Consider the following 13,946-nt stretch of genomic DNA (forward strand, 5'->3'; position numbering starts at 1 on the left):
GCGAGAGCCCGGCCTTGTTAAAGGGTTATATCACGCCGCGATCAGGCCGCGGGCTGGGGTGCATTCAGCTGGCCGATAAGACGGTTGATTTCACTTACCGTCTTGCGGTGACGGTCATCGGCCTGCTCGGGCATGATCAACATGCCCTTGGCGTAACTGTAGGCGCCGCGGCCGTGAATGTAGAGCCTTCCCTTGAAAAAGGTTTTTACATACTTGGCAATCAACAAAGGCTGATATTTGTTAAATATGCGCATTTTCCACCTCAGTTTTATCTTCTGTGCTCGTATTGTTATTGATTGAGATTCAGCCCATAAAACCGCATAGCGGCGTGGGCCGCGAATAGTGAGGCCGCACGTTGTGAGGTCCTTCAAGCCAGTTAAACAAACCACCCTGCCCCTTGTGCAGGGTTACCTTGGCCATGCCCGCCGTAACAAAAATCGGCGCCATGGTGCCCGGACACAGGCTTTCCACCAGGTAGCCAACCAAGGGCATGTGACTGACCACCAGCAGGTTACTGTCTTTCTCCAGCTCACCGTAGGCCAGCAGCAGGCTGGCGGTGATGTCGGCATCGGCATTGGGCAGCAGCTCGTCGCAATATTCCACCCGGCTGCCGGTAATAAAACGGGACAACTGTTGCCAGGTTTGCTTGCTACGCAGATAAGGACTCACCAGCACCCGGTCAAAAGCCGGCACCTGGGGTGCCAGCCACTGCGCCATCAGACAGACTTCCTCACATCCCTGCTCGGTTAGTGGCCGCAGTGCATCTGTCGACGCCTGTGGCGCAGCCTGCCCATGACGCATGATAAAGACGTTCATCTCCACCTCACCTTCAGGCGAACCCGCCCTGTAAAAACGGCGGGCATCATACCCCTGCGACGTATTGTGCTCAAGGATCCAGCTCACCATTTGAACAGTCGCCTGAGTCCTTGCACTGGTCGCTGCCTTTATAACATATATAGAACATTTCGCTCACATAAATCATTCATGTTTAAGGCTGGGGCCCGCCGGTTTAACCAGCGGCCTTATAATGCCGACGGCAGGTGACGCTTTCATGACGGCGCTTCAAGGGCAAAAAAAACTGGCCAGCAGGCCAGTATGAAAGAGTGAACAGAAACCAGAATCCCAGATCACCCCGGTGATCTGCAACGTGTTGGCATGACGCCAACACGAAGAATCATAGCCGACTGACACCTCTTCTTATTGATCCCGGTCAATAGACTTGCGTTTATCCAACCAGCTCAGCACCAGACAGGCGGCCACCGACACGGCGATAAAACCGCCCAGAAACAGCAGGGGCATGGTCACATAGCCAAGCACGTTCCACAGCAATTGTTCCATGACACTCATGGGTGACTCCTGAACTCTTTAAAGAATGACGATGCGGCCACACACGCGCTCATGCCCTCAGCAGGGCATATTTCATGCCCCTGGCACACACCAGAGACCAGCGCCGCCGCGCCATAAACAAGGGCAGCACGGCGGGGCCAAACAGGCAGCCCAGCATGGCCCAGCGCCGGGGCGGCAGCGCACTTTTCAGCGCAAAAACGTAAAACAGCAGCCCGCTCAGCGGCGCCAGCAGAATAATGGCAACAAGCATGTGAATCCTCCTGAGTGGCGAAATAGTAACACATTGCCCTTTGTCGAAGTAAGGACATGCCTTGCCCTGATAAACATCATAAAAATTGATATAACACCTCATTAATCTCAATTTTAATTATTAAATTCCTGCACCTAGACTGGCCGCCTGTTGTCAATGGAGCACTCCATCATGAAGCTGATTCACGGCCTGGCGCTAGCCGGACTGCTGGCGGTACTCAGTGTGTCCCTGGCCGAGCGTATGGGCGGACTGGTTAGCCCGCTGATCTTCGCCATTTTATTCGGGCTAGCGGTGGGCAACCTGTTGCCGGTCATCACTCAGGGCAAATGGCATGCCGGCCTGGAATTCTGCAAAAAACGGCTGCTGCGCATTGGCGTGGCCTTCTACGGCATTAACATTACCCTGCAACAGATTGCCGACGTAGGTGCCGGCGCCCTGCTGGTGGATGTGCTGATGCTGAGCTCTACCCTGTTGCTGGCCTGGTGGCTGGGACGCCGCTGGCTGGGTCTGGATGGCCCCACCGCCCTGCTGGTGGGTGCCGGCTCCGCCATATGCGGGGCTGCCGCGGTACTGGCCACCGAGCCGGTGGTGCGGGCCCGGCCCCAGCAAACGGCCATGGCAGTGGGCACGGTGGTGGTGTTCGGTACCCTGGCCATGGTGATCTATCCTTTACTGTATCCCCTGCTCGGGCTGTCGCCCCAGGCCATGGGTATTTACACCGGGGCCACCGTTCACGAGGTGGCGCAGGTGGTGGCCGCCGGCAGCGCCATGGGTGACGATGTGGCCCAGGTGGCGGTGATCAGCAAGCTGACCCGCGTGCTGATGTTGGCACCGGTGCTGGTGCTGCTGGGCTGGTGGCTGAGCCGCCGGGAGCCGGATCGGACGGCAAGCCGGGCTCCCCTGCCCTGGTTTGCCTTTGGCTTCGTGGCCGTGGTGATCGCCAACTCGCTGCTGCCACTACCTGCCGGGCTGGTGGAGCAGGTCCGCCATATTGATACCTGGGCGCTGACCATGGCCATGGCGGCACTGGGCACCAGCACCCAGCTGGGTGCCCTGCGGGCAGTGGGGATCAACCCCCTGTTACTGGCGGGCATGCTGTTTGTGCATTTGTGCCTTGGTGGGCTGCTGGTAACACACATGGTGTCGGCCTGAGGCTTATCGGTGCCGGCTTGACAGGGTTCAGCCAGGGAGGTGGCCATGCCCTATCGCAATATTCTGGTGGCGCTGGAGCTCAACCACAGGGAAAAACCGCTGCTTAAACGGGCGGCGGATCTGGCCGAAAGTTATCAGGCGGCACTGCATCTGGTACACGTTGAGCCTGATCTGAGCGGCGTTTATGTGGGCAGCCTGAGCATGGATCTGCGCCAGCTTAAAATGAAACTGCGGCTGGAAAGCGGCCACGAATTGATGCGCCTGCTGAGAACGCAGCAGCATCATGTGGCCAGCGTGTCGTTGCCCAGCGGCGATGTACGCCAGGCGGTGCGCCTGGCGGTCAGGGAAACCGGGGCAGACCTGTTGATCTGTGGCCACCGTCCCGATCACCGCTTCTGGGGTCACCTGTTTTCCAACAGTGTCAGTTTTCTCGACATCAGCGACTGCGATCTGCTGGTGGTAAAACTGGATCCGGTTACTTCAGACAAAAACCCTGCTCACGCAAAAAATCCAGCATAAAGGGCCGGGCCTCCTTGGCCAGGGTGGCGGCTATCTGCCCGGTCCAACTGGTGTCCTTGTTGCCGCCGGTTCGGGTCTGGTAATAGTGCCGCACCCGCTCGTCATAATTCGCCATCGCGGCCACATCAGGTTCGCTCTGGTAACGGTTTTCCATGAATACCAGCGGGGCCGGCAACCGCGGCTTGGGCTCGGGATCCTGGGCCGGATGCCCCAGACAGAGGCCAAACAACGGAATCACGCCCTGCGGCAGCCCCAGCAGGGCGCTCAATTCATGGGGTTGATTGCGCACCGCACCGATAAAGACCCCACCCAGCCCCAGAGATTCCGCGGCGGTGATGGCATTTTGCCCCATCAGGGCGGTATCGATGGCGCCGATCAGCAGCTGTTCGGCATAGCCGGTTTTGGCCTCGGGCACCCAGTGCAGATGGCGGTAAAAGTCGGCGCAAAACACCCAAAACTCGGCGGCTTCAGCCACGTAGGCCTGATTGCCACACAAGGGCATCACCGCCTCGCGCAGGGCCCTGTCGGTCACCCGAACCACACTGGACGCCTGCAAAAAGCTGGAGCTGGACGCCGACTGGGCCGCGGCCATGATGGCCTGCAGTTGTTCAGCCGCAATGGTCTCATCGGTAAACTTGCGAATGGATCTGTGCTGGCGCATCACCTCAATGGTGCCTGTCATCTCTACCTCTTGCTGTCGGTCTGTGTGTATCATCACCTTAAAGCAAGCCGCCAAGCATTGGGAGCCCGAGTGAAGGAAACACAGCACATAGAGCCCATGTCGCGCCGCCATGGTCCGACCCTGATCCTGGCCGGTAGCGCCGGCCTGCTGGTGTTGCTGCCGCTGCTCTACTGGCTCGGCAACCGCGGTCAGCTGGTGCTGGTGTTCTTGCTGCTGGCCTGCCTGGTAACCCTGGTGCTGGGCCTGCTCAAGCTGCGCGAGCCGGTATACAGCTTTTCACTGAGTGAAGACAATCTGCACTTTCATCACCGCATCGGTGGCTGGAGCCTGCACTGGAGCAACATTATTCGCGTGGATCAGCCAAGGGTAAACAGCGGCCTGGAGCTGGTGTCCCTGCCCTATGTGGGCATCAAAATTCGGAACTACGACGAATTTCTGCCGCTGATGACGCCCAGGCTGATTGTGCACCTGCTCACCGAGCAGCGCCCGCTGCTGGCCATGGGCGTGCGCCACGGCGCCATTGATCGCGCCCGGCTGCAGGACTGGCTGATCGAAGATAATCACTACCGCTCCGCCGCCGGTCGGCATTACCATGGCCTGGCCGCCATGCTGGGCCATCGCATGAGCCATTTGCGCGAGCTTTACGGTTACGATCTGCTGGTGCACGAGTCCAATCTGGATCGGGACAGCGCCGACTTTGTGCAATTATTACGCCATTACCTGGCCACTGGCCCCGGCGCCCTTTCCTGAGCAGGCCAAGCCGGGCACAATGCGCCGACCTGCCATTCCTCAGCCCGGAGTCCCATCACCATGAAACATCTGGACGCCTTCTACCTGTTCGTCAAGGTGGTGCAGCAGGGCGGCTTTTCCCACGCCGCGGCACAACTCGGCATGCCCACCGCCACCCTCAGCCGGCGCATCTCCACCCTGGAGCAGGTGCTGGGCTGCAAGCTGCTCAGCCGCACCACCCGCAAGCTGCAGCTGACCGAGGAAGGCCGGCGTTATTTTGAACGGCTGCACCCGCTGCTGAGCGAAATGGAGCAGGTTACCGGCGACATTCAGGGCCAGAGCCAGCGCATGAGCGGGCTCATCAAGGTGGCCGCGCCCATCGCCATTTCCAACACTTTTCTGATGGATGGCATTATCGAGTTTTGCCTGCAATACCCGGACATTCGCATCGACTTGCTGCAAAGCAACGACTATACCAGCCTGCTGGATACCGATCTGGATGTGGTGTTCTTCAGCGGTGAACTGCCCGATTCCAGCCTGCATGCCCGTCAGCTGGGTGAGGTGCAATATGGCCTGTTCGCCTCCCCCGGCTACCTGGCGCAAAAGGGCGAGCTCGGCAGCCCCGAAGAGCTGGATCAACACCACATCATTCAGTGCTGGCCGCACCGCAACTGGCAGCTGACCGACAATCAGGGCCGGCGTTTTCATTTAAAGCCGGTGGCCAGGCTGTCGGTCAACCAGATGCAGGCGGCGGTCAAGGCCGCGCTCAAGGGGCTGGGCATCGTCAACGTGCCCCGCCACTACGTGGCCCATTATACCGAGGCGGGATTGCTGCGCCCGGTGCTGCCTGGCTGGCTGGGCGGCAAACGTCCCTTTCACATGGTCTATCACGGTCGGGAACTGGCACCGGTGCGGCTGAACGCCTTTATCGAGTTTATTGATCGGCACATGCGGGAGCGGCTGGCATCGACCTGGGTGATGGCGGAAGAGGGAAAGCAGGAATGATGGACAAAAAAAAGGGCAGTGTTTCTCTGCCCGACTCCACTAACAAAAGATACTCAGTAAGCTGAATTCAAGGTAACACAGCGAGGCCGTGTTAATTAGCGGTTATTTTGCAAAACGAAATATGTCATTATTCCATTTTTGGAACAATCATGACGGCGCGAGATCCTGCTCCCATAACACGGTGTTGCCCTTGACCCAGCGCTGATCCAGATCCTGGTATTGCTGCTCCAGCAGATGCCGCTTGATCTTGAGGGTGGGCGTCATAATGTGGTTTTCCACCGTCCAGGCGTCCTTCATGACCAGCATGCCCCCCAGGCGCTGGTGGCTTTCCAGGGTGTGATTGACCTGCTCGATACTGGCGCCCAGGGCAGTGGCGAGTTCGTCCCTATCACGGGCGGCGGCACTGTCGGCCAGCTGCACCAGTGCCACGGGCTGGGCCAGGCCGCTGCCCACCACGCACACCTGCTCGATCAGCGGGTTATCGATCAACTGGGATTCGATAGGAACGGGCAGCACGTATTTGCCCTTGGCGGTCTTGAAGGCGTCCTTGAGCCGGCCGGTGAGGGTCAGATAGCCGTCGTCGTCGAGCCGGCCCTGATCGCCGGTATGCAGCCAGCCATCCTGCAGCGCCGCCCGAGTGGCCTCTTCATCCTTGTAGTATCCCTGCATCATGCCGTCACAACGACACAATACCTCACCCTGCTCGGAAATACGGATTTCCACCCCGGCACCGGGTCTGCCCACGGTGCCGACCTTGTCGGAACGAAACGGGTAGTTGAGGGTGGAATAGGCCAGGTTTTCGGTCATGCCCCAGGCCTCGGTGATCGGCATGCCCAACCGCTCGTACCAGCGCAGCAGCGCCGGGGCGATGGGCGCCGAGCCGCAGCCCAGAATACGGGCCTGGTCCAGTCCAAGGCCGGTCTGAATCTTTTTCTTCACCAGACCCGATAACAGCGGAATGCGCAGCAGCAGGTTCAATTTGGAGGCCGGCACCTTGTCGAGAATGCCGCTGCGGAAGTTGGTCCAGAGCCTGGGCACAGAGATGAATACCGTGGGTGAGATGGTTTTGACGTTGTCGATAAAACTGTCGAGGCTCTGGGCAAAGCCCACCTGGGCGCCGGCGTAGAGGCTGGAGCCGAGAATGTAAACCCGCTCGGTAATGTGCGCCAGCGGCAGGTAGGAAAACGCCCTGTCATCCGCATTGAGCCCCGTGGTCTCCAGCACCCCCTGACAGGCGGCGGCATAAGCGCCATGGGTTATCATCACCCCCTTGGGTTTGCCGGTGCTGCCCGAGGTATACACCAGGGTCATCAGCCGCTCCGGCTCGGGCACCGGCCGCTCGCTGATGGGTTCGTGCACCAACAGGCTGTCCCAGTCATGGTCGGTACGAATGCTGCTGTCATAGGGCATGGCCAGACGCAACAGCCCGTCGGGAATGCCCGGAGCCTGCTGTTCGGCATCATCGAGTTTGCCGACAAACACCGCCCGGCTTTCACTGTGCTCCAGCACGTAATTGACGGTATCGGCCCCGGCGGTAGGATAAATGGGCACGCTGACATAGCCGCCCATCTGCAGGGCAAAGTCGCAGATAAACCACTCGGCACAGTTCTTGGAGAGAATGGCCACCTTGTCGCCCGGGGTCAGTCCGAGCCGGCTCAGTCCCGTCACCAGCCGGGCGGCCATCTCCAGCACGCTGCTCCAGCTGTGTTCGTGCCAGCGCCCGTCCCTGGGCTGGTGCAGATAGGTTTGATGCGGGCTGGCGTCGGCCCAGTGATACAACATCTGCAGCGGCAGTGTGTGTGAAGAGGTACTCATAGCTATCCTTATTGCCTGGCGTGAGACTCAACCCTCAGTATTGCAAACATTTTCCAAGTCAGCAGCCCGAATGGCACCACCTGGTTTCAAATAAAACGTGCACACTATGTGTGTGCCCTGACAAAGGCGGAAAAATCCTCGCCCAGCAACGGCCGGCTGTACCAGTAGCCCTGAATGGCGTCACAGCCCTTGCGCCGCAAGGTTTCAAACTGCTCCTCTGTCTCCACGCCCTCGGCAATGGTGCGCATCCCCAGGCTGCGTGCCATGTGAATGATGGCGTTGACGATGGTTTTGTCTTCGTGCTTGTGGGTGACCTCGTCCACAAACGACTTGTCGATCTTGATCTTGTCGATGGCAAAGCGTTTCAGGTAACTCATGGAGGAATAGCCGGTGCCAAAGTCGTCAATGGAAATTCGAAAACCGGCGGCACTCAGGGCGGCCATCTTTTCACCGGTGTCTTCCGGGTTCACCATGGCCACCGATTCCGTCAGCTCGATGTCAATGGCCTGCGCAGGCACGCCGCTGGCGTGCACCCTGGCCTGCAGCTCGGTCACAAAGTCGGGCTGCACCAGTTGGGCGGCAGACACATTCACGGCAATGGAAATATTATCCCGGCCGGCGGCGCGCAGGGCCACCAGCTGTTCCAGTACCCGATCAATGACCCACCAGCCAATGCTGACGATAAGGCCGTTCTGCTCGGCCAGGGGAATGAACTCGGCGGGCGAAACAAAGCCCCGTTCAGGGTGGCGCCAACGCAACAGGGCTTCGGCACCGATCATGCGCCGGTGAGAAATATCCATCTGGGGCTGGAATGCCAATGCCAGCTCCTGGCTGGCAATGGCATTTTTCAGCGCCGTGGCCAGGGACAGCGCCCGTTCACTGTGCTTTTGCATCTCGGGAGCATAAAAGCGCAGGCCATTGCGCCCATCCCGCTTGGCTCGGTACATGGCCAGCTCCGCCGCCTTGAACAGGGCCACGGCGTTATCGCCATCATGGGGACAGGTGGCAATGCCAAGGGACGCGCTCACCGACAGAAGCTGATGGTTGAGGGTGACCGGTGCCTGAATGCCCTGCAGCAACTGCTCGGCCAGCAGGGCGATCGTTTCCTGTTCGTTGCCTTCCACCGCCATTACAAAGCCATCCCCCAGCGGCCTGCCTATCAGGCTACCCGGAGCCAGCTGAGCACGGAGCCGATTGGAGATCTCCACCAGCAACTCGTCGCCGGCAACATAACCCAGGCTGTCGTTGACCGACTTGAAGTTGTCCATGTCCAGCCACAGTAACGATAGGCCACCACCACGCATGCGGCTACGGCGCAGCTGCTGGATAAGTTGTTGTTCAAAGGCCCGCTTGTTGAGCACGCCGGTAAGTTGATCACACTGGGACAGCTGACGCAGGCGCTCCTCGTTGTTACGGTGCTGAGTGATGTCCTCCTTGTGGGCCACATAGTTGATCACCCGACCGGCGTCATCGGTGATGGGGTAGATGGACGCGCTCTCGATATAGCAGCTGCCGTCGCGTCGGCGGTTGATCAGTTCGCCTTTCCAGGGCTGGCCCCGGTGAAGGTGTGCCCACATGTCGACATAGGTTTTGTTGTCGGTCTTGCCCGACTGAAGCATGCTCGGATTACGCCCTTCTACCTCATCAACGGCATAGCCGCTGACCCGGGTAAAAGCACGGTTAACATACTGAATACGCACCTGCGCGTCGGTAATGATGACCGGATAGGGATTTTGCTCCAGGGCCTTGGAAAGCCGGTGGATCGCCCTGTCCTGACGGCGCTGCCGAATACGGCTCCACAGCGCCGAAGCCACCATGCCGAGGGTAGTTCGCTCCTGCTCGCCGTAGCCTTCTTTCCTGCCGAACACACTGACAACCAGTGCCACCCCCTGATGATCGCGCACGGGCAGGCTGATGCCCTCGCCGGCGGAGACTCCCTCCCAGGCAACCACCTGGTCACTGCGGGCGGCCTGCTGCCAGGGAGAAGCCGATTGCCCGTCAGTCAGCCAGGGCGCCGGGCTAGCGCCAAAGGTGCGAGGCTGTTCGGGCAGTTGGTCGGGGGTATTTTCCGGACACAGGTGGATCAGGCTGCCGGCACTGGCGGTCAGACCAGCCAGCTGCTCGGCACAACAGTCCAGCAAGGCGTTTTCGTTATCGTCCCGAGCAAGGCGCTTTATCTGCAGCAACAGGTTGTTGAGCCGGGTTTCATGCAGAATACGATGCTCATTTTCCACCTGGGCGCTGATATCCCGGCATAGCACCAGATAGCACCATCCCTCATGGCGGGATACCGACAGACCAAGGTGGCAGCCCCGCTCAGACACAATGCGCAGATCGTGCACCACCCCATCACGCTCGGCGCGACTGAGGGCATCCAAAAACACCTTCGTGGCCGGCGCCGGCAGCCAGTCACGCACATACGTGCCCGGTTGCCAATGCGCAAACTCACCGTTCTCTTTTCGGGCATTCACCGACAGCACCCGCCCTGCCCCACTCACCTCCAGCAGGGTATCGGGAAGGGCCTTGAGGGTGGCCTGCAGCCGATTACGGGCATCATCCAGCTCCTGATAGGGCTCGTATACCATTTCCCGAAACAGTGCTCGGTACAGAAAGCAATAAGTAATTATTTTGTAGAGATGCCCGAAAATATTGTAGGCGTCGGTAAAGTCCACATTAATGCTGAAGAAATACTCGCCCATGGCCATGATGACGGCCGAGGCCGCCAGATAGAGGTAGCCGAGGTAGCCTTCCTGCAGGTAGCGCCTGGCCAGGCCAAGGCCCGCCAGCAGATGCGCCATGATAATGACGTATTCACTGTGGATCTTGAAGTCGGTCAGTCCCTGCCCGACGATAAAGGTATCCGGCACCAGCTCGGGCCAGTAGAAAAACCAGAGGTGGGCCACTGCCACCCCTGCCAGCATCAGCACCAATAGCCCCAGACGCAGCCCTTGGCCAGGCCTTTTGTTGACCAGCGACGGCACAAAGGCCACATACAACAGCAGCACCGCGGTCAGACTGCGTGCAAGCAGCCAGAAATTGATGCTTTTTTCCGGCGTGTTGGCGGTCACAAAGTCGGGCAGGACTCGATAAGACAGCACATGGGAGAGATCGAGCAGGCCGATGCCCAGAAAACCGACGCCGATCACCAGGGTCTGCAAGGATGGCCGGTAACGCTGGGTCACCCAGGCCATGCCAAAGATCATCATGGCAATGGCAAAGGCCGCTACCTCAAAAATAATGTTCAGCGGTACATAGTTGATCAGAAACTCCACGCTTCTGAAAATGGAGAACCACTGTGACAGCCCCAAGATCAGCAACAGCGTAATAATACAGCAACAGGCCTTTTGTACCTGTGGAACATGCCATGACGACTGCCGACTTGTGGTAACTTCACTCATAATTTACACCCATGGTGACAGGCAAAAACCCGAGGAAGCTAACGGAATTACCCACGCTATTCCAGGCTTAACATTGGATTTAATTGAGTCGCCCACGCGTCAGATCAAACAATGACCTTTTTTCCACCAACGCAGGCGAGTTATTGTTCAAATAACTCTCTGCCACAGGAGGGCCGGCCATAACGTCACCAAACCGACCGATGTCGTTAATCAGGCCGCATCTATAGCCCTAATTTTTTACGAGGTGGGGTGGTCATATTGCTCAATCTGCCGGACAAGGGCTGACGGCACTCTCTGGTGTCGTCAGTCCCCTCATCCGAGCCCTGATATAACCGGCGTCGAAGCGACACATTCATCAACTGAAGGTGAAGTTAATAACCCTTTCACCAGCGAAAGGCCGCAGAAAGCCTTTGGCATGAGGGCGGTTACTTATGTTTTGCCGCGCTTTGCACGCCCGCTGTCACCTGAGCCCGTTCGTCAGAAAAGCAGTCGTGGCTGAAAAATGTTTCTCTGCTTTAGGCAGCAACGCCCTTCGCCAGGAGTTCTCTGCGAAGGATTTCTGCGCCCGCACTCAAGGCCTCCAGCTTGCCTCTTGCTACCCGGCGAGACAAGGGAGCCATGCCACAGTTGGTGCTGGGATAGAGCTTGTCGGCATCCACAAATTCAAGTGCTTTTCGCAACGTATTGGCGACTTCTTCCGGCGTTTCAATGCTGTTGGTTGCCACATCAATGGCCCCTACCATTACTTTTTTACCTCGAATGAGCTCAATCAGCTCCATCGGAACACGAGAGTTTTGACATTCCAGCGAAATGATATCGATATTAGACTGTTGCAGTTTGGGAAAGACCTCTTCATATTGTCTCCACTCGGAGCCCAAGGTTTTCTTCCAGTCCGTGTTGGCCTTGATACCATAGCCATAACAAATGTGTACGGCAGTTTCACATTTCAGGCCTTCAATGGCTCTTTCCAGGGCGGCAATCCCCCAGTCATTGACCTCATCAAAGAACACATTAAATGCCGGCTCATCAAACTGGATAATATCAACACCCGCCGCTTCCAGTTCCCTGGCCTCTTGATTGAGTATTTTGGCGAATTCCCAGGCCAGTTTTTCACGACTTTTATAATGATCATCATAGAGCGTATCTATCATGGTCATGGGGCCAGGCAGTGCCCATTTAATGGGCTGTTTGGTCTGCTGTCGTAAAAATTTTGCATCTTCAACAAACACCGGCTTTTGGCGACTGACGGCACCCACAACCGACGGCACACTCGCATCATAGCGGTCACGAATTTTAACGGTCTTGCGCTTTTCAAAATCGACACCGTCGAGGTGTTCAATAAAGGTAGTGACAAAATGCTGACGCGTTTGCTCGCCATCACTGACAATATCAATACCTGCTTGTAGCTGCTCATGCAGCGACACACGCAGCGCATCCTGTTTGCCTTCGATAAGTTCCTCTTCTTGCAATTTCCAGGGTGACCACAGTGTCTCGGGTTGTGCGAGCCAGGATGGTTTGGGTAAGCTTCCGGCAGTGGAAGTAGGTAATAATTTTTTCATGATAGGTACCGTTTAAGTTATCGTTAATTACAATGCGTAACTGGCAGACCATTGTTCCAGAACAGACTGGTATGGTTTAATGAAATTTTCCTCAGCAAGCTTTCCCTGTTTGATCGCTAACTGGCTACGTTCTTCTCGATCATAAACAATTTGCGTCAACGAATGATCCGAGTTTTTCAGGTTAGGCTTGTAACATTTCCCTGCCACGGCATTAGCATTATAAATCTCAGGCCGATAGATCTTCTGAAATGTCTCCATCGTACTGATGGTGCTGATGAGCTCGAGATTGCTGTAATCGTTCAGCAAATCGCCAAAGAAGAAGAAAGCCAGAGGCGCGACGCTATGTGGCGGCATAAAATAGCGCACCTTCAGCCCCATCTTCTTGAAATATTGCTCCGTCAGCGATGACTCATTGGGCAGGTATTCAACACCCAATACGGGATGCTGATTTTCGGTCTGATGATAGGTCTTGTTGTCTGAAACACTGAGGCATATCACAGGTAGCTTAGTAAAGTGTTGTTTGTAGGCAGGAGAATTCACAAAGCACTTAAAGAGCTTTCCATGCAGATCACCAAAACCATCTGGAATGCTAAAGCTGGCTTTACCCTTATTATGATTCAACAGCAATACACTAAAGTCATAATCGCGAACATAAGAGGAGAAGTTATTACCTACAATACCTTCAATACGTTTCTTTGTTTTATTGTCAACAATATTTGTTTTCAAAACTTCAATCGTGGGAAAACTTTGGCCGTTGCCTTCACTATCAACATCCATATCAACAGAAATAATTTCAAGCTCGACTGAATAACGATCCCCTTTGGGGTTATCCCAATTCGCCAGGGCATTAAACCGATTATCAATCATCGTTAAGGCGTTGCGCAAGTTCTCCTGACGGCTCTCGCCTCTGGCAAGGTTAGCGAAGTTGGTAGTAATACGCGTACTGTCTGACGGCTGATAATGTTCGTCGAAGGCAATGCTGTTGATAGTAAATGTAAATTCGTTACTCATAGTCTGGCATCCAATTTCCGAGATAAAACCTGAATTTGTTTCTTGCTCTTTCTGGGCCTGACGATTCTTTTCTATCCAGAAGTCCAGATGTCTAGAGCTAAGCATGAGTATGTTATACAGGGACGGTTACATGAAAAATAATGATTTGATTTCATAAATACATGAACAAATTTCATGATTTGTGGTAAGCCAAGGCTCTCGGTCGAACGATGTGCCACGTTCTTGGTATGGGACGCTGACAGAGCAGGCTGCAGCCCGGCAGTACAGGCCGGTTCTGTCGGTTGAAAAGTGGCGGCACCACTAGCGGGTAGCCTCTTCATCCATCTGGCAGGTCAGTAAACGTCGATGGACCAGGATTCGGTTGCACTGCCAGCAGTTGCTGAGGTAATGCCGTACTTTATCATGGGCTCACTTCGTGAGCCCGTTCGTCAGTGGGCCAGTTCAGGAGAAGGAGAGACAGGGTTACCTGTATAGAAGGC

At 56.6% G+C, this 13,946-nt stretch carries 13 protein-coding genes; 4 read left to right on the forward strand and 9 right to left on the reverse strand.

Annotation, left to right across the window (positions count from 1 at the left end; genetic code table 11):
- Positions 1 to 41: 41 nt before the first annotated feature.
- From B6S08_RS04430 to B6S08_RS04445, 4 genes are all read right to left on the reverse strand, one after another.
- On the reverse strand, positions 42 to 254 hold the full coding sequence (locus B6S08_RS04430) for a DUF1107 domain-containing protein (protein WP_094199543.1): 213 nt from the start codon (positions 252 to 254) through the stop codon (positions 42 to 44).
- 49 nt (positions 255 to 303) lie between these two features.
- Positions 304 to 816 (reverse strand): phosphohistidine phosphatase SixA, encoded by a 513-nt coding sequence (sixA, locus tag B6S08_RS04435; RefSeq protein ID WP_094199544.1) that lies wholly within the window; start codon positions 814 to 816, stop codon positions 304 to 306.
- A gap of 381 nt (positions 817 to 1,197) precedes the next feature.
- Positions 1,198 to 1,347, reverse strand: a complete 150-nt coding sequence (locus B6S08_RS04440; RefSeq protein WP_094199545.1) for a TIGR02808 family protein — start codon at positions 1,345 to 1,347, stop codon at positions 1,198 to 1,200.
- A gap of 49 nt (positions 1,348 to 1,396) precedes the next feature.
- Positions 1,397 to 1,597 carry a hypothetical protein gene (locus B6S08_RS04445; RefSeq protein WP_094199546.1) on the reverse strand — a complete coding sequence of 67 codons (201 nt, stop codon included), beginning with the start codon at positions 1,595 to 1,597 and terminating at the stop codon, positions 1,397 to 1,399.
- Between the two features lie 171 nt (positions 1,598 to 1,768).
- Between B6S08_RS04445 and B6S08_RS04450 the strand changes: the two genes are divergently transcribed.
- A complete protein-coding gene (locus B6S08_RS04450) occupies positions 1,769 to 2,749 on the forward strand; it encodes a YeiH family protein (protein WP_211284155.1) in 981 nt (326 codons plus the stop codon).
- A 45-nt stretch (positions 2,750 to 2,794) separates the two neighbouring features.
- A complete protein-coding gene (locus B6S08_RS04455) occupies positions 2,795 to 3,268 on the forward strand; it encodes a universal stress protein (protein WP_094199548.1) in 474 nt (157 codons plus the stop codon).
- On the opposite strand, the gene nfsA is transcribed toward B6S08_RS04455, so the two are convergent.
- A complete protein-coding gene (nfsA, locus tag B6S08_RS04460) occupies positions 3,225 to 3,950 on the reverse strand; it encodes an oxygen-insensitive NADPH nitroreductase (RefSeq protein WP_094199549.1) in 726 nt (241 codons plus the stop codon). The genes B6S08_RS04455 and nfsA overlap by 44 nt on opposite strands.
- A gap of 69 nt (positions 3,951 to 4,019) precedes the next feature.
- On the opposite strand from nfsA, the gene B6S08_RS04465 reads away from it, so the two are divergent.
- Together B6S08_RS04465 and B6S08_RS04470 are read left to right on the forward strand one after the other, a co-directional pair.
- Positions 4,020 to 4,700 (forward strand): DUF2982 domain-containing protein, encoded by a 681-nt coding sequence (locus tag B6S08_RS04465; protein WP_245849808.1) that lies wholly within the window; start codon positions 4,020 to 4,022, stop codon positions 4,698 to 4,700.
- A 60-nt stretch (positions 4,701 to 4,760) separates the two neighbouring features.
- A complete protein-coding gene (locus B6S08_RS04470) occupies positions 4,761 to 5,684 on the forward strand; it encodes a LysR family transcriptional regulator (protein WP_094199551.1) in 924 nt (307 codons plus the stop codon).
- 147 nt (positions 5,685 to 5,831) lie between these two features.
- Here the strand turns inward: B6S08_RS04470 and B6S08_RS04475 are convergent, their stop codons facing one another.
- From B6S08_RS04475 to B6S08_RS04490, 4 genes are all read right to left on the reverse strand, one after another.
- Complete coding sequence (locus B6S08_RS04475; RefSeq protein ID WP_094199552.1) at positions 5,832 to 7,499, reverse strand: AMP-binding protein; 1,668 nt, start codon at positions 7,497 to 7,499, stop codon at positions 5,832 to 5,834.
- Between the two features lie 104 nt (positions 7,500 to 7,603).
- Positions 7,604 to 10,897 (reverse strand): EAL domain-containing protein, encoded by a 3,294-nt coding sequence (locus tag B6S08_RS04480; RefSeq protein WP_245849809.1) that lies wholly within the window; start codon positions 10,895 to 10,897, stop codon positions 7,604 to 7,606.
- Between the two features lie 515 nt (positions 10,898 to 11,412).
- Positions 11,413 to 12,456, reverse strand: coding sequence for a methionine synthase (locus B6S08_RS04485; RefSeq protein ID WP_094199553.1), 1,044 nt, complete (start codon positions 12,454 to 12,456; stop codon positions 11,413 to 11,415).
- 27 nt (positions 12,457 to 12,483) lie between these two features.
- Complete coding sequence (locus tag B6S08_RS04490; RefSeq protein WP_094200546.1) at positions 12,484 to 13,467, reverse strand: DUF1852 domain-containing protein; 984 nt, start codon at positions 13,465 to 13,467, stop codon at positions 12,484 to 12,486.
- Positions 13,468 to 13,946 lie beyond the last annotated feature (479 nt).

Origin of the sequence: Oceanimonas doudoroffii (genome assembly GCF_002242685.1) — a bacterium.
Taxonomy (GTDB): Bacteria; Pseudomonadota; Gammaproteobacteria; order Enterobacterales; family Aeromonadaceae; genus Oceanimonas; species Oceanimonas doudoroffii.

Coding starts and splice junctions, on each gene's coding strand:
- B6S08_RS04470 (WP_094199551.1), top strand. CDS start 4,761: ATGAAACATCTGGACGCCTTCTACCTGTTCGTCAAGGTGGTGCAGCAG.
- B6S08_RS04445 (WP_094199546.1), bottom strand. CDS start 1,597: ATGCTTGTTGCCATTATTCTGCTGGCGCCGCTGAGCGGGCTGCTGTTT.
- B6S08_RS04480 (WP_245849809.1), bottom strand. CDS start 10,897: ATGAGTGAAGTTACCACAAGTCGGCAGTCGTCATGGCATGTTCCACAG.
- nfsA (WP_094199549.1), bottom strand. CDS start 3,950: ATGACAGGCACCATTGAGGTGATGCGCCAGCACAGATCCATTCGCAAG.
- B6S08_RS04440 (WP_094199545.1), bottom strand. CDS start 1,347: ATGAGTGTCATGGAACAATTGCTGTGGAACGTGCTTGGCTATGTGACC.
- B6S08_RS04450 (WP_211284155.1), top strand. CDS start 1,769: ATGAAGCTGATTCACGGCCTGGCGCTAGCCGGACTGCTGGCGGTACTC.
- B6S08_RS04490 (WP_094200546.1), bottom strand. CDS start 13,467: ATGAGTAACGAATTTACATTTACTATCAACAGCATTGCCTTCGACGAA.
- B6S08_RS04430 (WP_094199543.1), bottom strand. CDS start 254: ATGCGCATATTTAACAAATATCAGCCTTTGTTGATTGCCAAGTATGTA.
- sixA (WP_094199544.1), bottom strand. CDS start 816: ATGAACGTCTTTATCATGCGTCATGGGCAGGCTGCGCCACAGGCGTCG.
- B6S08_RS04475 (WP_094199552.1), bottom strand. CDS start 7,499: ATGAGTACCTCTTCACACACACTGCCGCTGCAGATGTTGTATCACTGG.
- B6S08_RS04455 (WP_094199548.1), top strand. CDS start 2,795: ATGCCCTATCGCAATATTCTGGTGGCGCTGGAGCTCAACCACAGGGAA.
- B6S08_RS04485 (WP_094199553.1), bottom strand. CDS start 12,456: ATGAAAAAATTATTACCTACTTCCACTGCCGGAAGCTTACCCAAACCA.